19 protein-coding genes are annotated in these 20,788 nt (G+C 70.9%); 8 read left to right on the top strand and 11 right to left on the bottom strand.

Annotated elements, in window-relative coordinates:
• Nucleotides 1–119: 119 nt before the first annotated feature.
• Nucleotides 120–893, top strand: a complete 774-nt coding sequence (locus FL311_RS26755) for a ZIP family metal transporter (protein ID WP_141329282.1) — start codon at nt 120–122, stop codon at nt 891–893.
• Between the two features lie 61 nt (nt 894–954).
• Here FL311_RS26755 and FL311_RS26750 read toward each other — a convergent pair whose 3' ends face one another.
• A complete protein-coding gene (locus FL311_RS26750; protein ID WP_223748208.1) occupies nt 955–1,338 on the bottom strand; it encodes a PleD family two-component system response regulator in 384 nt (127 codons plus the stop codon).
• 349 nt (nt 1,339–1,687) lie between these two features.
• On the opposite strand from FL311_RS26750, the gene FL311_RS26745 reads away from it, so the two are divergent.
• From FL311_RS26745 to FL311_RS26735, 3 genes are all read left to right on the top strand, one after another.
• Complete coding sequence (locus tag FL311_RS26745; protein WP_141329280.1) at nt 1,688–2,125, top strand: CBS domain-containing protein; 438 nt, start codon at nt 1,688–1,690, stop codon at nt 2,123–2,125.
• 19 nt (nt 2,126–2,144) lie between these two features.
• Nucleotides 2,145–3,221, top strand: coding sequence for a lysylphosphatidylglycerol synthase transmembrane domain-containing protein (locus FL311_RS26740; RefSeq protein ID WP_141329278.1), 1,077 nt, complete (start codon nt 2,145–2,147; stop codon nt 3,219–3,221).
• A gap of 75 nt (nt 3,222–3,296) precedes the next feature.
• Nucleotides 3,297–4,166, top strand: coding sequence for a bifunctional 2-polyprenyl-6-hydroxyphenol methylase/3-demethylubiquinol 3-O-methyltransferase UbiG (locus tag FL311_RS26735; protein WP_141329276.1), 870 nt, complete (start codon nt 3,297–3,299; stop codon nt 4,164–4,166).
• A gap of 135 nt (nt 4,167–4,301) precedes the next feature.
• Here FL311_RS26735 and FL311_RS26730 read toward each other — a convergent pair whose 3' ends face one another.
• From FL311_RS26730 to FL311_RS26715, 4 genes are all read right to left on the bottom strand, one after another.
• The gene (locus FL311_RS26730; protein WP_141329274.1) at nt 4,302–5,639 is read right to left on the bottom strand and encodes a TfuA-like protein; all 1,338 of its coding nucleotides are present in this window, start codon (nt 5,637–5,639) and stop codon (nt 4,302–4,304) included.
• Nucleotides 5,636–6,895, bottom strand: coding sequence for a YcaO-like family protein (locus FL311_RS26725; protein ID WP_141329286.1), 1,260 nt, complete (start codon nt 6,893–6,895; stop codon nt 5,636–5,638). The genes FL311_RS26730 and FL311_RS26725 overlap by 4 nt, the downstream gene beginning before the upstream one ends.
• The gene (locus tag FL311_RS26720) at nt 6,895–7,539 is read right to left on the bottom strand and encodes a hypothetical protein (protein ID WP_141329272.1); all 645 of its coding nucleotides are present in this window, start codon (nt 7,537–7,539) and stop codon (nt 6,895–6,897) included. The genes FL311_RS26725 and FL311_RS26720 overlap by 1 nt, the downstream gene beginning before the upstream one ends.
• A gap of 72 nt (nt 7,540–7,611) precedes the next feature.
• Nucleotides 7,612–11,070 (bottom strand): serine/threonine-protein kinase PknK, encoded by a 3,459-nt coding sequence (locus tag FL311_RS26715; RefSeq protein ID WP_141329270.1) that lies wholly within the window; start codon nt 11,068–11,070, stop codon nt 7,612–7,614.
• Nucleotides 11,071–11,400: 330 nt separating this feature from the next.
• On the opposite strand from FL311_RS26715, the gene FL311_RS26710 reads away from it, so the two are divergent.
• Nucleotides 11,401–13,125: a sigma-54 dependent transcriptional regulator gene (locus FL311_RS26710; protein ID WP_141329284.1), complete on the top strand. Its 1,725-nt coding sequence runs from the start codon at nt 11,401–11,403 to the stop codon at nt 13,123–13,125.
• Between the two features lie 87 nt (nt 13,126–13,212).
• Nucleotides 13,213–14,016 (top strand): SDR family NAD(P)-dependent oxidoreductase, encoded by an 804-nt coding sequence (locus FL311_RS26705; protein WP_141329268.1) that lies wholly within the window; start codon nt 13,213–13,215, stop codon nt 14,014–14,016.
• Here FL311_RS26705 and FL311_RS26700 read toward each other — a convergent pair.
• The 5 genes from FL311_RS26700 to FL311_RS26680 form a co-directional block, all read right to left on the bottom strand.
• Nucleotides 13,986–14,798, bottom strand: coding sequence for a heme oxygenase (biliverdin-producing) (locus FL311_RS26700; RefSeq protein ID WP_141329266.1), 813 nt, complete (start codon nt 14,796–14,798; stop codon nt 13,986–13,988). The two genes, FL311_RS26705 and FL311_RS26700, sit on opposite strands and share 31 nt — an antisense overlap.
• Nucleotides 14,795–15,049: a hypothetical protein gene (locus FL311_RS26695; RefSeq protein ID WP_141329264.1), complete on the bottom strand. Its 255-nt coding sequence runs from the start codon at nt 15,047–15,049 to the stop codon at nt 14,795–14,797. Before FL311_RS26695 ends, FL311_RS26700 begins: the two co-directional genes overlap by 4 nt.
• 136 nt (nt 15,050–15,185) lie before the next feature.
• Nucleotides 15,186–15,743, bottom strand: a complete 558-nt coding sequence (locus FL311_RS26690; RefSeq protein ID WP_141329262.1) for a GDYXXLXY domain-containing protein — start codon at nt 15,741–15,743, stop codon at nt 15,186–15,188.
• A complete protein-coding gene (locus tag FL311_RS26685) occupies nt 15,743–16,840 on the bottom strand; it encodes a DUF4401 domain-containing protein (protein ID WP_141329260.1) in 1,098 nt (365 codons plus the stop codon). The genes FL311_RS26690 and FL311_RS26685 overlap by 1 nt, the downstream gene beginning before the upstream one ends.
• A gap of 1 nt (nt 16,841) precedes the next feature.
• Nucleotides 16,842–17,849: a DUF2157 domain-containing protein gene (locus FL311_RS26680; protein ID WP_141329258.1), complete on the bottom strand. Its 1,008-nt coding sequence runs from the start codon at nt 17,847–17,849 to the stop codon at nt 16,842–16,844.
• Between the two features lie 169 nt (nt 17,850–18,018).
• Between FL311_RS26680 and FL311_RS26675 the strand changes: the two genes are divergently transcribed.
• Complete coding sequence (locus tag FL311_RS26675) at nt 18,019–18,456, top strand: tol-pal system YbgF family protein (RefSeq protein WP_141329256.1); 438 nt, start codon at nt 18,019–18,021, stop codon at nt 18,454–18,456.
• Nucleotides 18,457–18,585: 129 nt separating this feature from the next.
• Nucleotides 18,586–19,884 (top strand): M14 metallopeptidase family protein, encoded by a 1,299-nt coding sequence (locus FL311_RS26670; RefSeq protein WP_228557102.1) that lies wholly within the window; start codon nt 18,586–18,588, stop codon nt 19,882–19,884.
• A 137-nt stretch (nt 19,885–20,021) separates the two neighbouring features.
• Here FL311_RS26670 and FL311_RS26665 read toward each other — a convergent pair.
• The coding region (locus FL311_RS26665) for an alpha/beta fold hydrolase (protein ID WP_141329252.1) at nt 20,022–20,788 on the bottom strand (767 nt) is incomplete at its 5' end.

The raw sequence follows: 20,788 nt of genomic DNA, 5'->3' as shown, positions 1-20,788 counted from the left end.
GGTGGAGGGGGGCGGGAGGGTGTCGGAGCACACGGTGGACGTGAAGCCGGGACGGGTCGGGTTGTTGGTGGTGAGGCGCTACTACTGACGTGACGGATTTGTTGTAGGGTGCGCGCCCCATGTCGGTCCTGGCCACGGTGGCCCTCTACTCACTCGTCGTCGTCATCGGTGCGCTGTTGGGCGCGCTGGTGGTGCTGTGGAACCAGCAGCAGACGCAGTTGGTCCGCTTCCTGGCCTTCGCCGCCGGCGTGATGTTGGGCGCGGCGTTCTTCCACATGCTCCCGGAGGCGTACGAGGGCGGAGGCTGGTGGGCCTTCGCGCTGGTGCCCGGGGGCTTCGTCTTCCTGTTGGTGCTGGAGCGCTACCTGGTGGCGCACGCGGGGGAGGACCTGCCCGGCGACCACATGTCCGGCCACGGCCGCCACACGGAGCCCGGTCAGGTGCTGGGGCTCACCGCGTTCCTCGGCCTGTCCACGCACACGCTGTTCGACGGAATCGCGCTGGGCTCGGCGGTGGAGGAGGGCGTGGGGTTGATGGCGCTCATCGCGATTGTCGCGCACAAGGTGCCCTCGGCGCTGTCGCTCGCGTCCATCCTGAAGACGGAGGGTCGCTCGAAGGGCTCCATCCTGCTGCTCTCCACGCTGTACGGGCTGATGGTGCCCGCCGGCGCGCTCATCTACTTCGGCTTCGACGCGGTGCTGCGCTTCGAGAGCATGGCGCCCAAGGCGCTGGCGTTCTCCGCGGGCACGTTCCTGTACATCGCCGTGTCGGACCTGCTGCCGCACGTGCACCGCCACGGCAAGGACCAGCCGGGCCGCAACGTGTTGGCGCTCTTCGTGGGCCTGGCGCTCATGTTCGCGCTGGCGCGGCTGGTGGGCCACCCGGCGCACTGAGGTCCTCGAGCCTCCCTGTCGTCGAGGAGGTTCGAGGAGGTGTTCGAGGTGGAGTGGACGCTCACGCCGCCGCCGCCGGCATGGTGGGCGCGAGCGAGCCCCGCGACAGGCACCGGGTGATGCAGGCGAGCAGCTCGGTCAGGTCCCCGGACTTCCTCAGGAAGACATCGCCCGAGAGGCTCGCGAGCCGCTCCATGCTGCTGTGGACGATGCGCGGCACGTGGCACAACGTCTCGTCGGCGCGCAGGTGCCGGCACAGCTCCAGGCCGTTCATCCCCGGCATCGACACGTCGGTGAGGATGAGGTCCGGGGGCAGCGCCTGCGCCAGCGCGAGGGCCATCTCGCCGTCGCGGGCCGAGGCCACCTCCCAGCCCTCACCCCGGAGGGCCTCGGTGTAGATCTCGAGCAGGGTGGAGTCATCGTCGACGAGAAGGATGAGAGCCATTGCGAGTGTCTCCAGCAGAGGCGGCCGAGCCGCTGTTCCACGGTCCTGGTGACGCGCCAGGGTGGAGGTGAATTCAAGGGGAGAGGCCTGGGGCACCACGACGTCGGAGGTGCGAGGTGTGTCTCCGATGTGGAAGGAGCGCGAGCGCCAGGCGAGCAACCTGCCGGGCGCTCGTGGCGGGGCCTGGGCCTCCGTGCGCTCGGTTCGGGCGTGAGACAGCGCCGGCCCCTGTCCGTCTGCCTGCCCTGTCGCTGCGCGAACGGGGGCGAGGGTGCACCCTCGGGAATGGTCGGTCCGAGCGGCGCGAGGTGCGCGGGGGCTCGTGGCCCGACGAGGAGGCGGACACGTCATGCTCACCGTGGGCGACCTGATGACCCGGGATGTCGTCACGCTGGACGAGACCGATGACCTGGTCCGAGTGGACGACCTGTTGAAGCTCCATCACATCCGCCACCTGCCCGTGGTGCGCGACGGCCGGCTGGTGGGGATGGTGAGCCATCGCGACCTGCTCCGCGCGCTGTCGCGGCAGCTCGCGGCTGCCGGCCACGAGCCCATCTCCGTCACCCGGCTCATGTCACGGGATGTGGAGATGGTGCGGCCGGACCTGCCGGTGCGAGAGGCCATCTACAAGCTCCTGGACCATCGCTTCGGCTGTCTGCCCGTGGTGGACCGCGAGCGCAGGCTGGTGGGCATCATCACCGAGGCCGACTTCATGCGCATGGCCGCGCGGCTGCTGACGGCCGCGGAGGCCCGTCGGGAAGACGCGACGGAGGCCTCCGCTCACTAGGGCGGGCTGGTGCGCGCGCATGCACGAGGACGCCTCCATGTCGGGTGACGGCTCCGCGCGCGACCCGTCGGAGCCCGCCTCTCGCCGACACAACGTGTGGGGCTGGTTGCCGGGCGTGGTGCTGCTGGTCGCCTTCACGGTGTTCGTGGTGCTGCGCTTCGGGGAGGAGAAGCAGTTCGCCCAGATGCTCCAGCGCGCGAGGCCGGAGTGGCTGCTGGTGGGCGTGGCGCTCCAGTTCCTCTCGTACCTGACGATGGCGGGATGCTGGCGGGTGGTGCTGGAGGTGGAGGGCGTGAAGGCGCCCTGGCTGCGCACCGCGAGCCTGGCCTTGATGAAGCTCTCGTTCGACCAACTGGTGCCCACCGCGGGCATCGGCGGCTCGGTGGTGGTGATGAAGGGGCTGCAGCGGGAGGGCGCGCCGCCCCGGGTGGCCACGGGCGCGCTGCTGGTCGACATGGTGTCGTTCTACCTGGCGCACGCGGTGGCCGTGGCGGTGTCCATCTTCATCCTCTGGTATCGCGCGTCGCTGCACGCGGCCCTCCTCGGACTGGCCACGGCCTTCGCGGTGCTCGCGTGCGCGGTGCCGTTCGGCATCCTCTGGCTGACGCGGCATGGTGGGTGGCAGCCGCCGCGCTGGGCACGTCGCATCCCGGGGCTCACCTCGCTGCTCGAGTCCATCTCCCAGGTGTCGCCCGCGCTGGTGCGGGACACCTGGCTGTTGGTCCGAGCGAGCGCGTTCCAACTCGCGACCTTCGCGCTGGATGCGCTCACCTTGTCGTGCATGTTCCAGGCGGTGGGGCACCCGGTGGACTTCGCCGCCGTGTTCGCCGCGTTCATGCTGGCGACGCTGGTGATGACCCTGAGCATCATCCCCGGCGGCGTGGGCACGTTCGAGGCCACCGCGGTGGGGACGCTGTCGTCGCTGGGCGTGCCGGTGGAGGTGGGGCTCACCGCGGTGATGTTGCTGCGCGGGTACACGCTGTGGCTTCCGCTGCCGCTGGGCATGGTGCTCCTGCGCCGGATGTTCGGGGGCCGCCTGCGCGAGGCGATGTCGGAGCGCTCGTCGCTGGTGTCACCCACGCACGAGCCCGCGTGAGGGCGAGGCACGCTTTGACTTGGCTTTCGAGCCGGAGGACCGGAGGATGCGCGCGCCCGAGCGGGCAAGCCTCCCATGGAAAAACGCACCGACTGGTATGAGCACCCCGAGTACTACGAAGCCATCTTCGGCACCGACACCGTGCGCGAGGTGGACTTCCTCCAGGCGCTGAGCGAACGGCACGGCACGGGGGGCAAGCAGTGGTTGGAGCCCGCGTGCGGCGCCGGTCGCCTGGTGGCCGAGGCCACGAGCCGGGGACTGAAGGTCACCGGTTACGACATCTCCGAGGCGATGCTCGCGCATGCGCGCAAGCGGCTGACGCCCGCGCGCCGCCGTCAGGTGAAGCTCTCCGTGTCGCGCATGGAGGAGTTCTTCGAGCCCTCGCTGGAGGGCAAGGTGGACGTCGCCCACAACCTGGTCTCCACCTTCCGCTACCTGGACAGCGAGGCGGCGGCGCTGGCGCACCTGAAGGGGACGCGGCGGCTGCTCAAGCCCCAGGGGCTCTACGTGCTGGGCTTCCACCTCACCGACTACGCGCGGACCACGGCCGAGCACGAGCGCTGGCTGGGGAAGGTGGGCAAGGACAAGGTCGTCTGCAACACGCACGAGGGCCTGCCGGACCGGCGCGCCCGCCGCTCGCCCATGCGCAACCGGCTGCGAATCACCGGGCCGGGGAAGGACTGGCTCATCGAGACGACCTGGTTCTTCCGGACGTACGACGCGGCGCAGGCGAACCGGTTGTTCCGCAACGCGGGCCTGCGCGCGGTGGCGGCGTATGACTTCGACTACGACCTGAGCGCGCCCGTCGAGCGCGGCAGTCGACGGTTGGACCGGGTCTTCGTCCTGCAGCCGGTGCCCTCGGAGGGCTCGGTGGTGGAGGTGAAGAAGCCCTCGATGGATGCGCGGAAGAAGGTCGCGCGTCGGGCGAGCGCTCCGCGGAAGTAGCCGGCGACGGAGCGCGCGTCCATCGGATGTTCCCCCTGTGTCAAACCCCTCGCGCCGCCGAGCGCGCGCGGGGTTTAGCACGGGCTTTGGGTGAACCCGGTCATGCAAGATTTGCGGAGGGAGGTCCAATCCCTCTCAGGCCGCGGCGCCCGCCTTCGTGAGGACATAGCAAAGCTCACGCAGCGCGGCCCTGCGCATGGAGGCCACGTCCGCGAAGCCCTCGTCGCGCGCGGCCTGCTCCAACTGCACCGGCACCATGCGCCCCTGGTTCTCCTCGAAGTACCAGGCCCACAGCGCGCCCTCGGTGATGCCCGCGTCCTCCAGCTTGGGCAGTGAAAGCCCCGCCGCGTCGAGCACCTGCTCCTTGTCGCGCGCGCGTTCCAGCAAGGCGGCGTACTCGCCCGTCAGTCGCAGGTGGTCGGCCAGGTGCCGCAGGACATCCGGCTCCATGAGCGCCTCCACCCAGCGCACATGGGACTCGTCCCGCAGCAACCGGGCGACGTCGTCCACGTGCTGCTCCGTCTTCCACCGCTCGAAGGACTCCGGCGTGAGGTGCCGCTCGTGGCTCAGCGCCTCCTTCGTCGCGTGCAGCTCCCATGCATCCGGGACGCGCCCCAGCCGTCTTGCCTCCTCCACCGCGAGCGCTCGCGCCATGCTCGCCCGTCGCGCGTCCTTCAGCTCTCCGCGCAGGCGAAGCTCATCGAGGAGCGCCTCGATTCCCAGGCCATCCGAGGCGCGTGCCGTCTGTCGAAGCGGCTGCCGCGCCGCGCGCCGTCGCGCCTCCTCCCACGCATCCGTGTGCTGGAAGGGGAAGCGGGTCTCCTTGGGCGAAAGGCCCGCCTCCACGCGCGCGCGAATCATGCGCAGCATCGCCACCGCGTCCGCGCGCTTCACGTCCACGCGCCCCTTCGGAAGCCAGGCCTCCAGCGCCTCCACTTCCGCGCGAGGAAATCCCGACAGCAGCTTCGGCCACGCGCGCTCCACGTAGAAGAGCGCCTTGGCGCGCTGCTCGAGTGAGGCGCGAACAGGCTCGCTCACCACACCCGCTGCCTGCGCCGCCGCGAGCGTGGCGCGGATGTTGACCATCGCCTCGGATAGGGGGCGCCAATCATGCTCGGCGCTCGCGTGCGCCACCGCGACCTCGTCATCGTCCTCCAGCACGCCTTGACGGAAATCCTCGAAGACGGAGCCCACGCCCTCCATGCCGAAGGTGGCCAGCTCCGAGGCCCGCAGCGCGCCCATGCTCGAGGCCCCGAAGACATGGATGCCCTCCGACATCGCCCAGAGGATCTCCTTGTGCCAGACCGCCGGCACGTGCTCGAAGAACCCGTCGATGATGCCCAGGGCCACCGGCTTCTCGCACGCCGCGCGGTAGACATCGCCCTGCTGCGCGGGAGGCAGATACACCGCGTCGAGCTCCAGCTTCGCCTCCTCGGCGCGCAGCGTGGGGCCGGTGAAGATGAAGACCTTCATCGCGCGCCTCCGCGCATCACCTGCTGGGCCCGTGGGCCGGGCTGATATCCGGGCGCCTCGTGCGTCGTCTCCAGCCCCGGCACCACCACCCGCACGACGGGCAGCCCCAGCTCCGGCTTCGTCAGGTCCACCGCCACCACCTGGCTTGCGCCCACCGAGCGCACCTTCGCGAGCACCCACGCGAGGTCCTCCTCGAACGTGTCCGCGTCGTGATGGGGCGCTTGTTGGAACTCGCGCACCGAGGGCTCCTCGGCCAGCCGCTTGCGCAGTCGCTCCGCCGTCACGCCTTCGCGCGCGGCCTCGTATGCCTTGCGGTGCAGGTCGTCTCGTGCCCCGCTGATGCGCGTGAGTCGACTCTGCGCGGCCTCCGTCAGGGCGCGCATCAGGGCCACCGCTCGCGAGGGATGACAGCCCATGCCGCCCGCCACCGCGACGGGGCGCAGCGGCTCCGGCTCCCGGTCGACGATGTAACAGCTGAACGCGGGCACGCCGACGTCGCTCGTCGTCTCCCAGACGCCCACGGCCACACCCGCGCGCTCGTAGAGGTCCAGCACCTGGCGACACCCGGCGTCGTCCACCGAGTCCAGCTTCAGTCGCGTGGCGGCCTGGGCCTGCTCTCCACGCACCTGCCAGAGCGCCGTCGCGTCGCGCTCCACCACTTCACACAGCCCATGCAACATCGCCTCGAGCACGTGGTTGCCGGACGCCAGCCCATTGCTGCTCATGAGGAACGCGCCGCTCCCCGTGGGCAGGGGCAGCGTGAAGTCCGTGTGCACCAGGTCGAAGGGCAGCCACAGCGGGCCCGCGCCCAGCAGGTCCACGCCCTCCACCCAGAGCGTGCGCCAGTTGGGATGGAACAGGCTCACCGACAGCCGAGGCAGCCTGTCCACGTCGACCACGGGCGCGCGGAAGCGCAGCTCGTTGTACGTGGCCAGCTTCAGGGGCAGGGTGACGTGCTCGGCGTGGTACGCCTCCACCGACTCCATCAGCCCGGACGCCTTCGCCGCGGCGAGGCTCGTGCCCTTTCCTTGCGACACCGCCAGCGAGCGCGCGTTGGGCCGCGTCACCATCACCACGGGGAGGCCAATCGTGTCCAACCCCGTGACGTTGGCGACGCGGGTGATGCCCATGACGGGCATGAACCGTTGCACGCGCTCCAGCGTCTGCTCGGGTGTCATCACCCGGTGGGTCCCCTGGCGGAACTGCTTGGACGTCCCGGGGGACGCGCTGCTGGTGTCGAAGGTGAAAGGGCGCATCAAGGCTGGGGGTCGGGATTGCGGTAGACGGGGCCCTGCTCGCCGGCCTTCAGGTTCGCGCCCGGGCTGTAGCTCAAGAGGATGCTGTTGAGGTTGAGCAGGAAGCAGGTGATGGGCTCGGCGGCGTCGGACAGGTTCTCGGCCGCCGTGCTCGTGGGCGCCGCGACGTAGGCGGGCACCGGGAGGTTGGCGACCACCGTCTCGTTCTTCAGGAGCGTTTCCAGATCTCCCGTCAGGCTCTTGTCCTTGGGGGACAGCTTCTGGGCCTTCTGCCACTCCTCGGGCTTGAGCCAGTAGATGTTCCCGTCCGGCGCGTAGATGAGCAGATCCGACTGGTCCACCGAGCACTCCAGGCGGGCCTCGATGCGGGGGAACTCGGTGTCGTTGTTCTTGGGCGCGGCGATGACGGTGGCGGGCTTGATGTTGTCATCCAGTCCGGAAATCTCGAGGACGTCCGGCGCCGGCTGGGAGAGGCCGATGGAGCCGTCGCTGCCCTCGATGCGGAAGTTCATCTTGCTGGTCACGTTCTCGGGCAGGTTGGGACTGCGCGACGGGACGCCCCACACGGTGACCTGGGTGGAGAAGCCCTCCAGCAGCGTGACGCGCTCGGGCTTGAAGAAGAAATACACATACGGGCCTGCCATGCGCACCTCGGAGACAAGGCCACGGGCCCCGAGGCCCTGGCGGGTGGAAGGAAGCACCTGCGGTCAATCCAGTTACAGATAGCAGAGCCGCCGGGCCGACTCACAGGCCTGGAGGAGCGCGCTCCGCGCTTCCTCCTCCCGGCCCGCGTCCGCCAGCGCCAACGCCTGCGTCAATCCCTGTGTGAGCACGTCCGGCTGCCGCTGCTGGTGGGCCTCGAGCATCGCCCGGGCCTGCTCCAACGCCTGGGCCAGCGCCCCTTCCGAGAGCTCCACGGCGAGCAGGGGCCAGCGCGCGAGCCATTGGAAGGGGTACACGAGCGAGAGCGCCTGCCACAGCCGCAGCGACTCCGTGGCGGCCTGTCTCGCGGAGACGAGGTCCTGGGCGCGCGAGGCCACCCAGGCCCGGGTGGCGTGCGCCGCGCCCAGGTAGTCCGACATGCCGGAGCGTGTCGCCAGCTCCAGCGTGCGCTCCGTCGCCTCGCTCGCCTCCGCCACCCGCTCCCTCAAGCGGAGGATGACGGTGAGGTAGGTAAGACAGCGCGTCTGCAACGTCACGTCTCCCTGCCGCTCGGCTCCGCGCAGGGACTCCTCCATCCAGCTCTGTGCCTCATCCAGCGCGCCATGGAAGAGCAACACCATGGCGACCACGCACCGGGCCCCCGCGTGCTCCGCTTCCCCCTCGGACTCCAGCGCCGCTTCCGCGTAGGCCCGGGCGTGGGCCACGGTCTCTGTCGATGCTCGATAGCGTTCGCTGCGCAGCTGCATCTGCACCAGCGAGTTGAAGAACCGCGCGCGCTGCAGCGGCGTGCCGTGGGCCTTCATCACCGGACGCACTCCCTCCACCAGGGCCCGCATCTCGTCGAGCTGGGCCAGCCAGTAGTGCACGGTGATGCGCTCACCCTGCAGCTGCACCCACTCGTGCCACCACGCGGCCTCCAGCTGTCCGGGCGCGGAGGAGACGCTGTCGGGCATGGGACCCAGCTCGGCCTGGGCCTGGGCATACACCCGCAGCGCTTCCTCGTTCTGATGGTGCGTCTGCAAGGACTTGCCCACCTTCCGCAGCACATTGGCGCGACGGACACGCTGGGTCTGCTCAATCCGTGCCAGGGCGTGGAGGAAGGCCTGACGCGCGGCCTGCTGACGTCCGGTGAGCGCGAGCACCTCGCCCAGCGATTCCCAGACGACATCCAGCGCCACTCGGGGCGCGTCCGGGCCGGACGCATGCGCGTTCCCCGAGGACGCCGCGGCCTCGCGCAGCGCGGACTCGTAGAAGGAGATGGCGTCGCCATTGGCATACGCCGCGCGTGCCGCGTCCGCCGCGCGCGCGAACCAGCCGCTGGCCCGCTCGGGCACTCCCGCGCGGGACCAGTGGTGGGCGAGCCCCGCGGCCAGCGGCGTCAGGCCCGAGGGTGAAGTCGCGCCTTGCATCTCCAGTCGCTCCGCGCAGCGGTGGTGCAGCACGCGCCGTCGCGTGTCGGCGATGCGCGCGTAGGCCACCTCGCGCAGCTTGTCGTGCACGAAGCGCAGCCGGCCTCCTCCGGACTCCTCCAACACCTGCCGACGCCGCAGCTCCTCCACGGCCTCCGCGCTCGCGCCCTCCGGCAGCGCGGCGGCGGACAGCAGCAGCTCTTCATCCAGCTCTCGCCCCAGCACCGAGGCGACCTCCGCCAGCGCGCGCCCGTGCTCGCCCAGGTCCGACAGGCGCCGCTCGATGAGCTCGGCGATGCTGCCGGGCAGGGGCAGGGGACGGCCGCCGGCGCTGCCTTGCGCCTCGAAGAGCCACTCGCCGGACGGCGCGCGGAAGAGCAGGCCCGCGTCGATGGCGGCGCGCAGGTACTCCGCGATGAAGAAGGGGTTGCCGCTCGTCTCGTGCACCAGCGCGTCGACGAAGGGCTCGGGCACCTCGCGCAGCGCGAGCATGCCGCGCACCATCTGCCCCGCGCTCCTCGCGTCCAGCCGGCCCACCTCGACGCGCACCGCGTCGGACGCGCCCACCACCTCGCGCAGGGCCTGGCCCATCTGGTCCATCCGGTAGGTGCCCACGAGCAACACCGGCCGCTTCGCCAGGTGCCGCGCGTCCAGCTCCAACAGGAAGCTCAGCGTCAGCTCGTCCGCCCACTGCAGGTCATCCAGCACCAGCAGCAGCGGCTGCGCCTCCGCCAGCGCGCACAGCGTGTCGCGCAGCGCCGACAACACGCGCAGGCGCGCCTCCTGCGCGGGCAGGGCAGGGGGCTCGGGCAGCTCGCGCTGGCCGGGCAGCTGCGACAAGGACGGCTCGTACGCCTCGAGCACGCGGCCCCGTGGACCCAGCAGCCGCGCCGACTCGGCCACGCCGCGCTCGTTGCAGCGGTCCGCCACCGCGAGCAGCAGCGGACGCAGGGGTTGGAGGGGCGCGGCGTGTAGATCCGTGCCGCCCTCGCCCATGGCCACGCACTCGCCCGTCACCACCGCCATGCGCCGCCAGCCCGCCTCCGCCGCCAGCTCCAGCGCCAGCCGCGTCTTGCCCGCGCCGCTCTCTCCGCCGAGGAAGACCCGGCCGCCCTGGCCTCGCGCCGTCGCGTCGAGCGCCGCCAGCAGCCGGCCCAGCTCACCACCGCGTCCCGACAGGTCCGGCCGATACAGATAGGCCGGCGTCCGGGGCACCGCGGCGGCGCCCTCCTCACCGTGCTCCGCGCCCAGGGCCTCCAGCGCGGACGACACGTCCTCCGCGTACCCGGGCCGCTCCTGGGGGCGCTTGGCGAGCAGCCGCAACACCAGCGCGTCCAGCGCCGCGGGCACGCCCTCCACGCGCAGGCCCGGCGGCACGGGCGTCAGGTGCAGGTGCTGATGGGGCAGCGGCCCCTCGCGGCCGGGGACGAAGGGCGGCCTGCCCGTGAGCTGCTCGTAGAGGATGCAGCCCAGGGCGTAGAGGTCCGCCCGCGCGTCCACGTAGTCGCCCCGGAGCTGCTCCGGCGCCATGTACGTGTCGCTGCCCACCACCACGCCGCTCACGTCCAGCGTCTCGCGCCCCCGTGAGCCCCCGAAGCGCGCGGCGATGCCGAAGTCCACCAGCACCGGCGTCCCATCCGGACGCAGGAAGACGTTCTCCGGTTTGAGATCCCGGTGCACCAGCCCGTTGCCGTGCAGGAACGCCAGCGCCGAGCACAGCCGCCGGGTCAGGTTGAGCGTCGTCTTCAGCCGCTCGCCGTCCAGCGCTCCCGTCCCCGGCGCGGGCGTGGCCAGCCGCAGCGTCTGTCCCCGGAGCAGCTCCATGGCGTACCAGGGCAGCCCCCGCGTCACGCCCTCCGCGACGATTCGCACCACGCCCGGGTGCCGGAGCCGACGCAACGCATGGATTTCCCGACGGATGCTGGCCAGCGGAACCTCCGAGGCCGCGCGCACCGTCTTCACCGCCACCGCCTCGCCCGTCTCAGGATGCCGCCCCCGGTAGACGACGCCCATGCCCCCCTGTCCGAGCACCTCGAGCAGCTCGTACGGACCGATGGTCGCCCCCACCCCAGGCAGCGTGGGAGGCCGAGAAAACTCCGTCATAAGGGGCGTCGAGCATAGCGAGCCCCCCTCACAAGTCTCACCTGCGTCGCGTTGGGACGCGGCTGCGTACCAGTTGGACGCGGTTTCGGGCCCCTGGAGGCCCCTTTCGGAGCCAAACCCCTGAAAAGACGTGAAATGCGTGTCTGGCATGAATCACGCATCGGATTCCGACGCGGCGCCACGGGAAACCGGGTGCCCAGCCGTCAGCGAGGTTCGGGAACGCGGAAGGAGGGGCCGCTCCTTCCGCGTTCTTCATCTCCGCTACACTGCCTCCCCTCCGATGCGGCCCTTGGCGGGTACTCTCGGATGGCACCGGACGGAGGCGAGTGGATGCACGAGGAGATGCCGCAGCTCATGAGCGCGCTGCGGGGGGCGAAGGATTTCGAGACCGCGGCGACCACCACCCTCAAGCACATGTTGGCCGTGGCGCAGGACGCCGTTGCGTCCAGTCGGTACGCAGCCCGAGCCCGCGTGCTTCGCGGAATCGTCCATCTGCGCCCGGGGGAGGCCTACCGGCGCCTGGCCGCGCTGGATGTGGGCGCCACTGAGATTACGGATGCGAGTGTGGGGACGCCCTTCTTCACGTCGGCCACGGCGTGGCGGGCGGTGGTGGAGCATCGCTGCGCGGTGTCCATCGACGTCAACGTGGGCACGGTGCAGCCGCACGCGCCGGACGCCCCGGTGACGGGTGACCCGGGGCTGGCGGGGTTCCACAGCAACGAGAGCCGTCAGCGCTTCCTGGGCCGCCACGCCACGCACGTGTGCGTGCTGCCCCTGCGCACGCCGGGCGGCAGCATCGAGGGGATGATCTCCCTGGAGGCGGACTGCCTGGCCGCCATGGGGCAGGAGTTCGTCTGGCGCGAGTCGGGCGAGCGGCTCCAGCTCCTGGCGGACGTGGCGGCGCCGTACCTGGCCGGCCTGCCGCAGCGCCCGGTGGCGACCCCGGAGGTGGACGAGTACCTGCCGGTGGTGGGGCGCTCCATGGCGGAGCTGTTGCCCATCCTGCGGGTGTTCGCGCTGCAGGACGAGACCATCCTCATCAGCGGCGCGACGGGCGCGGGCAAGTCCCGGCTGGCGCGCTGGTGCCACGAGCGCTCCAACCGTCGGGGCAAGCCCTTCGAGACGTTGGACCTGGTGACGGTGCCCGAGGACCTCCAGATGGCGGAGCTCTTCGGCTGGAAGAAGGGCGCCTTCACGGGCGCGGTGCGCGACGCGCCCGGCAGCGTGGCGCGCGCGGACGGCGGCACGCTGTTCATCGACGAAATCGACAAGCTGTCGCTCAAGGCGCAGGCGGGTCTGCTGCACCTCTTGGAGTCGCGCAGCTACCGCCCGCTGGGCGAGGGCACCGGTGAGCGTCAGGCGGACGTGCGCTTCATCATCGGCACCAACGCGGACCTGCACGCCGAGGTGCGCGCGGGCCGCTTCCGCGAGGACCTCTACTACCGCGTCAACGTGCTGCCGGTGCGCATGCCCGCGCTGCAGGAGCGCCAGGACGAAATCCCGCTCTGGGCGCAGTACATGGTGAACCGTCGCCACCGTGAGCGCTCTCCCGAGGGCAGCGCGCGCGTGACGCCGGACGCGGAGCGGCTGCTGGTCGGCAGCGCGTGGCCGGGCAACCTGCGGCAGCTCGACAACATCGTGCGCCGTGCGTACACGCTGGCCATGGTGGAGCACGCCGTGTCCGGTGGTGAGCTGGTGCTCCACGAGAAGCACGTGGCGCGCGCGCTCGACTACGAGCAGGCGCCGGGTGGCAAGCCGCTGCCGGACGCGCTCAAGGCGGCGGCGCAGGCCTTCGTCGCGGAGGCGCGCCGTCGCAACGCGCCCCTGGACTTGGACCTTGCGGACGCGTTCCGGGGACTGGTGCTGGGCATGGCCATCCGGCAGGTGGGGCGCGATGACGGCTTCAAGCTGTTGGGCCGCGAGAGCCTGGTGAAGAACCGCAACCACCACAAGGCGCTCAAGCGCGAGCTGGAGAAGGTGGAGGCGCTCTACAAGGCGCTGGGCGAGGACGCCTCGCCGTTCGCGGACCTGCTCTCCGAGGACGAGGCGGCCTGAGTCGACGCCAAGTGGCCCGCGGTACAATGCTCGCGCAGAGGAGCCATTGCTAGCTTCCGAGAGACACGACACTCGGGGGTGAGAACGGTGAAGCTCCTCTCTCAATGCGCCATCGTCACGGGTGGTGCGCAGGGAATCGGTCTGGCCGTCGCCTCGCGGCTCATGCGCGAGGGCACCCACGTGCTCGTTTTCGGACGCACGGAGACGAAGGTGGTGGAGGCGGCCGAGCGTCTCAACCGCGAGGCGGAGGGTCGCGCGCGCGCCGTCCCTTTCGCCGGAGACGTGTGTCGCGTGGATGACGTCGAGCGCGCCCACGAGCGCGCCACGCGCGAGCTGGGGCTGCCCGGCATCCTGGTGAACAACGCGGGCACGGTGTCGCTGTCGCTGCTGATGGACCTGCCCGAGGACGAGCTGGACCGGCTGTTCGCGGTGAACCTGAAGGGCCCCTTCCTCTGCTTGAAGACCTTCGCCCGCGCGCTCATCGCCCGGAATCAACCGGGCGCGGTCGTGAATGTCTCGTCGCTGTGTCAGACGGTGGTGTCGGAGGGGCTGGGGCACTACAGCGCGTCCAAGGCGGCGCTCGCCCAGCTCTCACGCGCGGCGGCGCTGGAGCTGGGGCGTCACAACATCCGCGTGAATGTCGTCGCGCCGGGCGCCACCCACACGCCCCAGGCCGCGGCCTTCATCGAGGGGCCGACGATGCACCGCGAGCTGTTGGCGCGAACGCCCCTGGGGCGCGCGCACGCGCTGGCGGACGAGGTGGCGCGGGTGGTGCAGTTCCTGTGCTCCGAGGACTCCGGCTGGGTGACGGGCGAGAGCCTGGACGTGGACGGCGGCAACCACCTGCGCGGGCTGCCCAACTACTGGGAGGCGCTGAACCCGCCCCGGTAGCCGCCCGACGGCGGGGAGATTCCCGTCGCGCCCCGGGCCAGCTCGTCGCACACGAGCGCCTGGAGCCGGAAGGCCATGCGCGCCTCCTGGATGATTTCGCGCGCCTCGTCCTCCTCCAGCTCCAGGCCGTCGATGCGCGAGTGCAGCCGCACGCGCAGCGCCGTCAGCTCGTCGGGCGTGGCGGAGCCGTGGAACAGCGTGCCGCGGGAGTCCTCGAGCTCGAAGGCGCTCGCGACGAGGCGCGAGCGCTCCGGCGCCGTGAACAGGTCCAGCACGCACCGCGCATAGACGTGCGCCACGAGCAGGTGCGGCGCGTCCTCGGCGACCTCGCGCAGGCGCTCGGCGTGCAGCCGCGTCTCCACGCACGCGAAGGTCTCCGTGCGCGTCTCGCCGCAGAAGTACGCCAGGTCCGCCTCCAGCGCGTCCGCGCGCCGCAGCTCCGGCATCAGCAGCACGGGCGTCAGCGACGTGCGCGCGGCGCGGGGCAGCACGCTCTCGTACGTCGCGTAGAGCATGTGGAGCTGGCGCAGGTAGCTGACGTAGTGCTGGGCGCGGACGTACTGGCCGTAGATGCCTTCCCACGAGCCGCCGAAGAGCGACTGGAGGAACACGGAGCGCTCGGCCTGCTCATGCGCTCGCGCGGTGCCTTCCGTGAGCAGCACGGACAGTGGCGCGGAGGCGGGGGCCACGGGCTGGAGGGCCTCTGCCTCGCTCTCGCTCAGTCGACGCACGCGCGCGGACTGCTCGTTGCGCGGCAGACGCAACGTCCCGGTGGCGCTCACTGCTTCCACCCGCCGAACGTCGGGGCCTGCATCGACGGCGCGCTCTCTGCCTCGTCGGCGTGCGAGCGCTCGGGCTCGTCCAGGTTGTGCACTGCCTCCGCCAGCGTCATGCCGATGGCGCGCAGCACTTCCTCCTCGACACGAATCGTCACCGGCCCCATCGCCAGGTGGATGTGACCGCAGGTGCAACGCGTCACCTCGGCGCATGGTCCCCGCGCGAGCACCTTCTTGCCGCATCCCTGACCGAGCATCGCGTGTCTCCTTCTTGATGATTTTGATTTTGATTATCGAAATCAACAAGATGATGCGCGAAACGTGTCCGGGAGTCAATCCCGAGGGGCGTGGTGAGCTGGAGGACGGGGTCGCGGGAGTCTGCCCCTCGCAGGGCTACTCGATGACGGTGGGCTCCTTTTCGTCGGGAGTGTCGACGATGGTCGTCTCGTCGACGTCGTCAGCGGAGTTGGCGCCCAGCGGCTGGCGCTCCTTGTCACGCAGGCCCGCGAGGACGCTGTCGCCGTTGTCGGCGGTCTTCAGCTCCGCGTAGCGCGCACGCTCGTAGCGCCTGGCGTGTCCCTCCTGGAAGAAGAAGGACTCCGCACCCAGTCGGAAGCGACCGTCCCTGATGCGGTATCTCAGCCTGTGCTCATCGGGAGCCAGGGGGACGACGGCCGAGTCCATGCGCGCGAACGTCCCCACGCCGTCGCCGTCGAGCTTCAGCACGAGCACGCCGTCCTGGGGAAACTTCTCGTACTTGTTGTTGAGCTCCCGCGTGAGCGCGTAGTCGAGCACCATGTAATCGCCCTGCATCAGCGAGCGTGGGTCCCGGGGCGCGAGCTCCAGCAGGATGCCCTTGCCGGTGGCGAGCACGCGCTCCTTCTGGACCGTGAGACCCAGCGGCACGGCGAGCGCGAGCAACAGTCCGACGAAGAACAGGGGCGAGCGCATCAGCGTGCCTCCACGGGGGACGGCGCCTGGGGGAAGCGGCGTGAGAGGAAGAGTCGGAGGCCGAGCAGGATGAGCCCGCTGCCCATGAGCGCGAGCGCCTTCGCGAGCAAGGTGACGCTCAGGTCGTAGTAGTACCAGGCGCCCGAGGCGAGCAGGAACGCGGTGGCGATTCCCACCATCAGGCTGCTGCGCCGATGGAAGCCGAGCGCCATGAGCCCCACCGCGCAGATGACCGTGGGCGTGTGGACCGTGAGGAGGGCGACGAGCGTGAGCGCGGCGAAGACGGCCGCGCCATGGGCTCCGGAGGGGGCCAGGTCGTGCTCCCGCATGATGTGCCACACGGTGTAGAGGGTGATGGCGGTGAGGCCCAGCGTGAGCAGGGGCATCGGCAGCGTCAGGGACCACTCGTGGGTCTCGACGAGGAACGACGCGAGGCGCGTGAGCATCGCGGCGGGCAGGCCGCAGGCGAGCGCGAAGCTGACGGGGCCGACGAGGTCTCCGTGCTTGCCGGTCCGCAACCTCGCCTGTTGCAGGAAGAGCCAGTGGAGCAGTCCCGTGCACGCGAGCAGTCCCAGGTCCATGACCTGCCCGGACACCAGCTCCAGCAGGAGATAGAGGCTCGCCGCGCCCGCGCCGAGCGTGGCGAGGAAGCGCAGGGTGGCGTCCGGGTAGACGAAGAGCAGGACCAGGCAGAGGACGAGGCCGGCTCCGACACCGGCATTGTCCGAGCCCAGTTGAGCGACCCCGGCCCCTGCCATGCCCACGCCGGCGAGCGTCAGCGCGAGCGTGAGCTGCTCCAGGAAGACGCCATGGATGGTGCGCCGGAGCGCGACGGCGGCGATGACGAGGACGATGCCTACGACGGCGAACACCTCCTCTTCATCCCAGAGCCCCACGCAGGCGAAGAAGCTCAGCAGGAAGACTGCGGCCAGCCAGGCGCCGAAGGCGGCGAAGGCCTTCACGAACCAGGGCGAGGCGGTGCTGGTGCGCTGGTGCACCTCCAGCGTGGAGCGGGCGCGGGACCCGGCGAGCTCGTCGACCTGGCCTTCTCGTCGCAGACCCTCGAGGACCTGTTGGATGGATGGGCGCAGGGACATGTCAGGACTCCTCGGAGGCGCCCGTGGCGCGGGCCTCGGCGCGCAGCCAGCTGACGGCGATGGCGACCTGGATGATGATGAGGATGGGGAGGATGAAGAGTCCCAGCTCGTCCTTCGTGCCCTCGAACACCACGCGGCCCAGGCCCGTCGTCACGAGCGTCATCGCCGAGAGCGCGCCCAGGGTGAGCAGGAACAGCTCGCCGCGCAGGTGCCGGTGGAGCGCGTACTCCGCGGCGAAGCTCCCGAGCAGCAGCACCAGGGCGGCGAGCCCGCTGAGGCGGACCTCACTGGGGATGATGATGAACGACGTGCCGACGGCGAGCAGGGGCAGCACGGCCATCGTCGCGAGGACGCGGGGCAGCCAGCGGCCCCGCAGCCAGGAGACACCCTGGTTGGCGAAGTGCTCGTGGGTGGCCCACGCCAGGCCATTGAGCATCCCGAGCACCACGGCGAGCCAGCCCTTCGCTGTGTCACCCCCTCCGAGAACCTGGTCCTGGAACAGCGCGATGCCGGTGTTCGCGAGCACGAGGAAGAGCAGCCACAGGGGCGGAAAGCGCGCCGCGAGCACCCAGGGCAGGATGAGCGCGGCCCAGCCGACGAACAGCTCGAACGCGTCCGCGCCCGTCTGGTACGCCTGCCCGTAGACGGCCAGCATCGCGCCGACGAGGACCGACGAGGCGAAGAGGCTGCACTGTCCCGCGAGCGTGTCACCGAGCCTGCGCGCGAGCAGCGCGGTGCCGAGGATGCCGACGCCGATGAGCCCCAGCTTGGCGAAGCGGTGCATCTGCGCCCAGTTGTAGGCGAAGAAGTAGATGACGCCGGAGAGCACCAGCAGCGCGCCCAGGCCGAGCAGCACGGTGGAGATGAAGCGCCGCCACGCATCGGACGTCGGTGAAGCCGTGGAGAGCGCGAGCGCGCGCTCCAGGGCGTCGGGAGGAATGACGCGGGCCTCGGCGAGCGCGCGCAGTCGCTCGGGTGTCGCATCGAGTTCGAGCAGGTCTTTCGGCACGCTCGGAGTCTATCCAAGAGTCGTACCCGACCGGGGCTCTCCTCGGCACGAGGCGCGGGGACACGCGGTGGGATGGCCGCCTGCCCACGGGTTGTGCAGCGCGCTGCACACCGGGAAGGGTGGTATACGCAGCCGTGCACGGCGGTCTTCCGCCCGTGGAGAGGTGCACATGCCCGAGATTCCGGACGAGGTCCACGCGCGCATCCAGGCGCTCTGCGCCGAGGGGGATGAACTCGCCGAGAAGGGCGACCCCGCCGCGGCGCTGCGGTCCTTCCAGGCCGCGTTCCAGCTCATCCCCGAGCCGTGGATGGAGTACGAGGCGACCACGTGGGTCTGCACGGCCATCGGCGACATGCTCTTCCAGATGGGGGAGTTCTCGCGAGCCCGCGCCGCGCTCAAGGACGCCGTCCACGCGCCCGATGGCCTGGGCAATCCGTTCATCCACCTGCGGCTGGGGCAGTGCGAGTTCGAGCTGGGCGACCTGCGGCGCGCCGGTGACGAGCTGGCACGGGCCTTCATGGGCGCGGACAAGGAGATCTTCGAGCAAGAGGACCCGAAGTACCTGCGCTTCCTCGAGACGTTGCTGCGTCCCGCCCAGAAGTCCTGATGGCCCCGCGGCCTGGAGCGCGCCATGTTCCAGGTGGGACGCAGTCGTCTCGTTCGTGTCGTCGCCTGTTGTTGGGGGATGGTGCCCGCACCGGCCCTCGCTCGAACCGCGCAGCCCGTGGCCTCGCCCATGTCCACCTCTCCGGTCGTCACCGTCCCTGAACCCCACGCGCTCGCGGAGCGGTGGGACCAGGTCCATCTCGCGTCGCTCCCGGTGGCGCCGCTCGTCCGTCACGCCGATGTGGAGCGACACCTGAAGGACTTGAAGGCGCGCTCACCCGACTTCTTCCGGCTCGAGGTCGTGGGGCACTCGGTGGAGGGGCGCGCGCTCCACCATGTCGCGCTGGGCACGGGCTCGCGTCACGTCCTGCTCTGGTCCCAGATGCACGGGGACGAGCCCACGGCGACCACCGCGCTGTTGGACCTGCTCGAATACCTGAGGACCCACCGTGACGAGCCCTGGGTGGCGAGGCTGCTCTCCACGCTCACGCTCCACGCGGTGCCCATGCTCAACCCGGATGGCGCCGAGCGCTTCCAGCGCCGCAACGCGCAGGGCATCGACATCAACCGCGATGCGCTCGCGCTCCAGACGCCCGAGGCACGGACGCTCAAGAAGCTGCGTGACGAGCTCCAGCCGTTCATCGGCTTCAACCTGCACAACCAGGGCTGGCGACACGGGGTAGGGGACACGGGCCGGCCCGCGTCCATCTCCGTGCTCGCGGCCGCGTTCGACAAGGCGCGGAGCGACAACCCCGGACGGCTGCTCGCGAAGAAGGTCTGCGCGGTGATTCGCGACGCGGTGGAGACGCTCGCGCCCGGACAGGTGGGGCGCTACGACGACAGCTACGAGTCGCGGGCCTTCGGCGACAACATGACGCGCTGGGGGACGCCCTCGGTGCTCATCGAGACGGGGGCGTGGACCTCACTGCCGCCGGACGAGCCCCTGGTGCGACTCAACTTCGTCGCGCTGGCCACGGCGCTCGATGCGCTCGCCAGTGGTCGGGCCGAGTCGGCGGATGTCTCGCGCTACGAGTCCATTCCCCAGAACGAGAGCTCCGGCATGGTCCATCTGCTGCTCCGGGGCATCGGCCTGTTCGGCGCGGACGGAAGGCCCTTCACCGGCGACGTGGGCATCGCCGTCAACCGGGCCGTGCGCGCCAAGGGCAAGAAGCTCGTGCTCGCGCACGTGGGGAAGATTGAAGAGCTGGGAGATTTGCGCGTCCTCGGCGCCGTCGAGACGGTGGATGGCGCGGGCCTGTTCGCGGTGCCGCTGTCAGGGAAGAGCTCCAGGCCGGGCGACACCTACCGCCTCACGCAGCCGGCGCGACAGGCGCTGTCCCTGGGGCAGCGTGGGGACCTGATGCTCCTCCGTCCGCTCGACGCGGCGGAAACGTACCGTATCGAGCGCATCATCCGCTTCGACCCGTGAGCCGCACACGCCGCTCCGACGATACTCCGCGCGTCCGCATCGCCGAAGGTCGCCCGCTTCGTGGGCGTCCTCCGTCTCGTCTCCAGCACGTCGTGGAGGTCCACGGCCATCCGCGGCATCGACGCGGGCGCGGCTCGCTACGGCGCTCCGCTCGCGGCCAGGAACAACTTCAGCTCTGGGAGCACGCGCTCGGGACGCTCCTGATGCGGACTGTGGCCCGCGTCCACGCGCACCAGCCTCGCATCCGGAAAGCGGCGGGACGCCTCCTCGGCGAGCGACAGGGGCAGCACGTCCTCGCGCTCACCCCAGACCAGGAGCACCGGCGCCGTGACTTCACCGAGCCGCTCCCGACGGTGGAACACCGGCCCCATCAGCGGCACCAGGCTGTCGAAGGCCCGCGCCGCCTCGTCGTGCCCACCCGGCGCCGACATCAGCTCGTAGTCGAGCGCGCCCAGCCGCTCCCCCAGCGGCGTCGGCGCGGGCGGCATCATCCGCGCCCAGGCCCAAGGCCCCAGCGAGCGCGCCAGCCGCTCCGGCCCCGCGCGGAAGAAGGCCCGCGCCTTGCGCGCCATGTCCGGCCCCAGCCCCATCGCGTCCACCAGCACCAGCCGCTCCACCGGCACGCGCGAGCGCAGCGCCAGCTCCACCCCCACCAGTCCCCCCAGCGAGTGACCCACCACGGACACGGGCCCGGGCGCGAGCTGTTCGAGCAGCGCCTCCACGGGCGCCGTGAAGAACCCCACTCCCTCCTCCGCCGAGCGGACGGGCCCCTCGGTCGGCGAGGACATCCCGAAGCCGGGCAGGTCCACCGCGAGCACCCGGTGTCCCCGCGCGAGCGCCGTCAGGTACGCGAACCACAGGGAGGCCGCCCCGCCGCGCCCGTGCAGGAGCACCACCGTGGGGC

The sequence above is a fragment of the Myxococcus sp. AB025B genome (assembly GCF_006518215.1).
Lineage (GTDB): Bacteria > Myxococcota > Myxococcia > Myxococcales > Myxococcaceae > Myxococcus > Myxococcus fulvus.
The sequence above is the reverse complement of the archived record's forward strand: the minus strand, read 5'-3'. Positions and strand labels throughout refer to the sequence as shown.

Bases quoted from the DNA above. Each gene is read 5' to 3' on its own strand.
- FL311_RS26755 (WP_141329282.1), top strand. From the start codon at position 120: ATGTCGGTCCTGGCCACGGTGGCCCTCTACTCACTCGTCGTCGTCATC.
- FL311_RS26750 (WP_223748208.1), bottom strand. From the start codon at position 1,338: ATGGCTCTCATCCTTCTCGTCGACGATGACTCCACCCTGCTCGAGATC.
- FL311_RS26745 (WP_141329280.1), top strand. From the start codon at position 1,688: ATGCTCACCGTGGGCGACCTGATGACCCGGGATGTCGTCACGCTGGAC.
- FL311_RS26740 (WP_141329278.1), top strand. From the start codon at position 2,145: ATGCACGAGGACGCCTCCATGTCGGGTGACGGCTCCGCGCGCGACCCG.
- FL311_RS26735 (WP_141329276.1), top strand. From the start codon at position 3,297: ATGGAAAAACGCACCGACTGGTATGAGCACCCCGAGTACTACGAAGCC.
- FL311_RS26730 (WP_141329274.1), bottom strand. From the start codon at position 5,639: ATGAAGGTCTTCATCTTCACCGGCCCCACGCTGCGCGCCGAGGAGGCG.
- FL311_RS26725 (WP_141329286.1), bottom strand. From the start codon at position 6,895: ATGCGCCCTTTCACCTTCGACACCAGCAGCGCGTCCCCCGGGACGTCC.
- FL311_RS26720 (WP_141329272.1), bottom strand. From the start codon at position 7,539: ATGGCAGGCCCGTATGTGTATTTCTTCTTCAAGCCCGAGCGCGTCACG.
- FL311_RS26715 (WP_141329270.1), bottom strand. From the start codon at position 11,070: ATGACGGAGTTTTCTCGGCCTCCCACGCTGCCTGGGGTGGGGGCGACC.
- FL311_RS26710 (WP_141329284.1), top strand. From the start codon at position 11,401: ATGCACGAGGAGATGCCGCAGCTCATGAGCGCGCTGCGGGGGGCGAAG.
- FL311_RS26695 (WP_141329264.1), bottom strand. From the start codon at position 15,049: ATGCTCGGTCAGGGATGCGGCAAGAAGGTGCTCGCGCGGGGACCATGC.
- FL311_RS26690 (WP_141329262.1), bottom strand. From the start codon at position 15,743: ATGCGCTCGCCCCTGTTCTTCGTCGGACTGTTGCTCGCGCTCGCCGTG.
- FL311_RS26685 (WP_141329260.1), bottom strand. From the start codon at position 16,840: ATGTCCCTGCGCCCATCCATCCAACAGGTCCTCGAGGGTCTGCGACGA.
- FL311_RS26675 (WP_141329256.1), top strand. From the start codon at position 18,019: ATGCCCGAGATTCCGGACGAGGTCCACGCGCGCATCCAGGCGCTCTGC.
- FL311_RS26670 (WP_228557102.1), top strand. From the start codon at position 18,586: ATGTCCACCTCTCCGGTCGTCACCGTCCCTGAACCCCACGCGCTCGCG.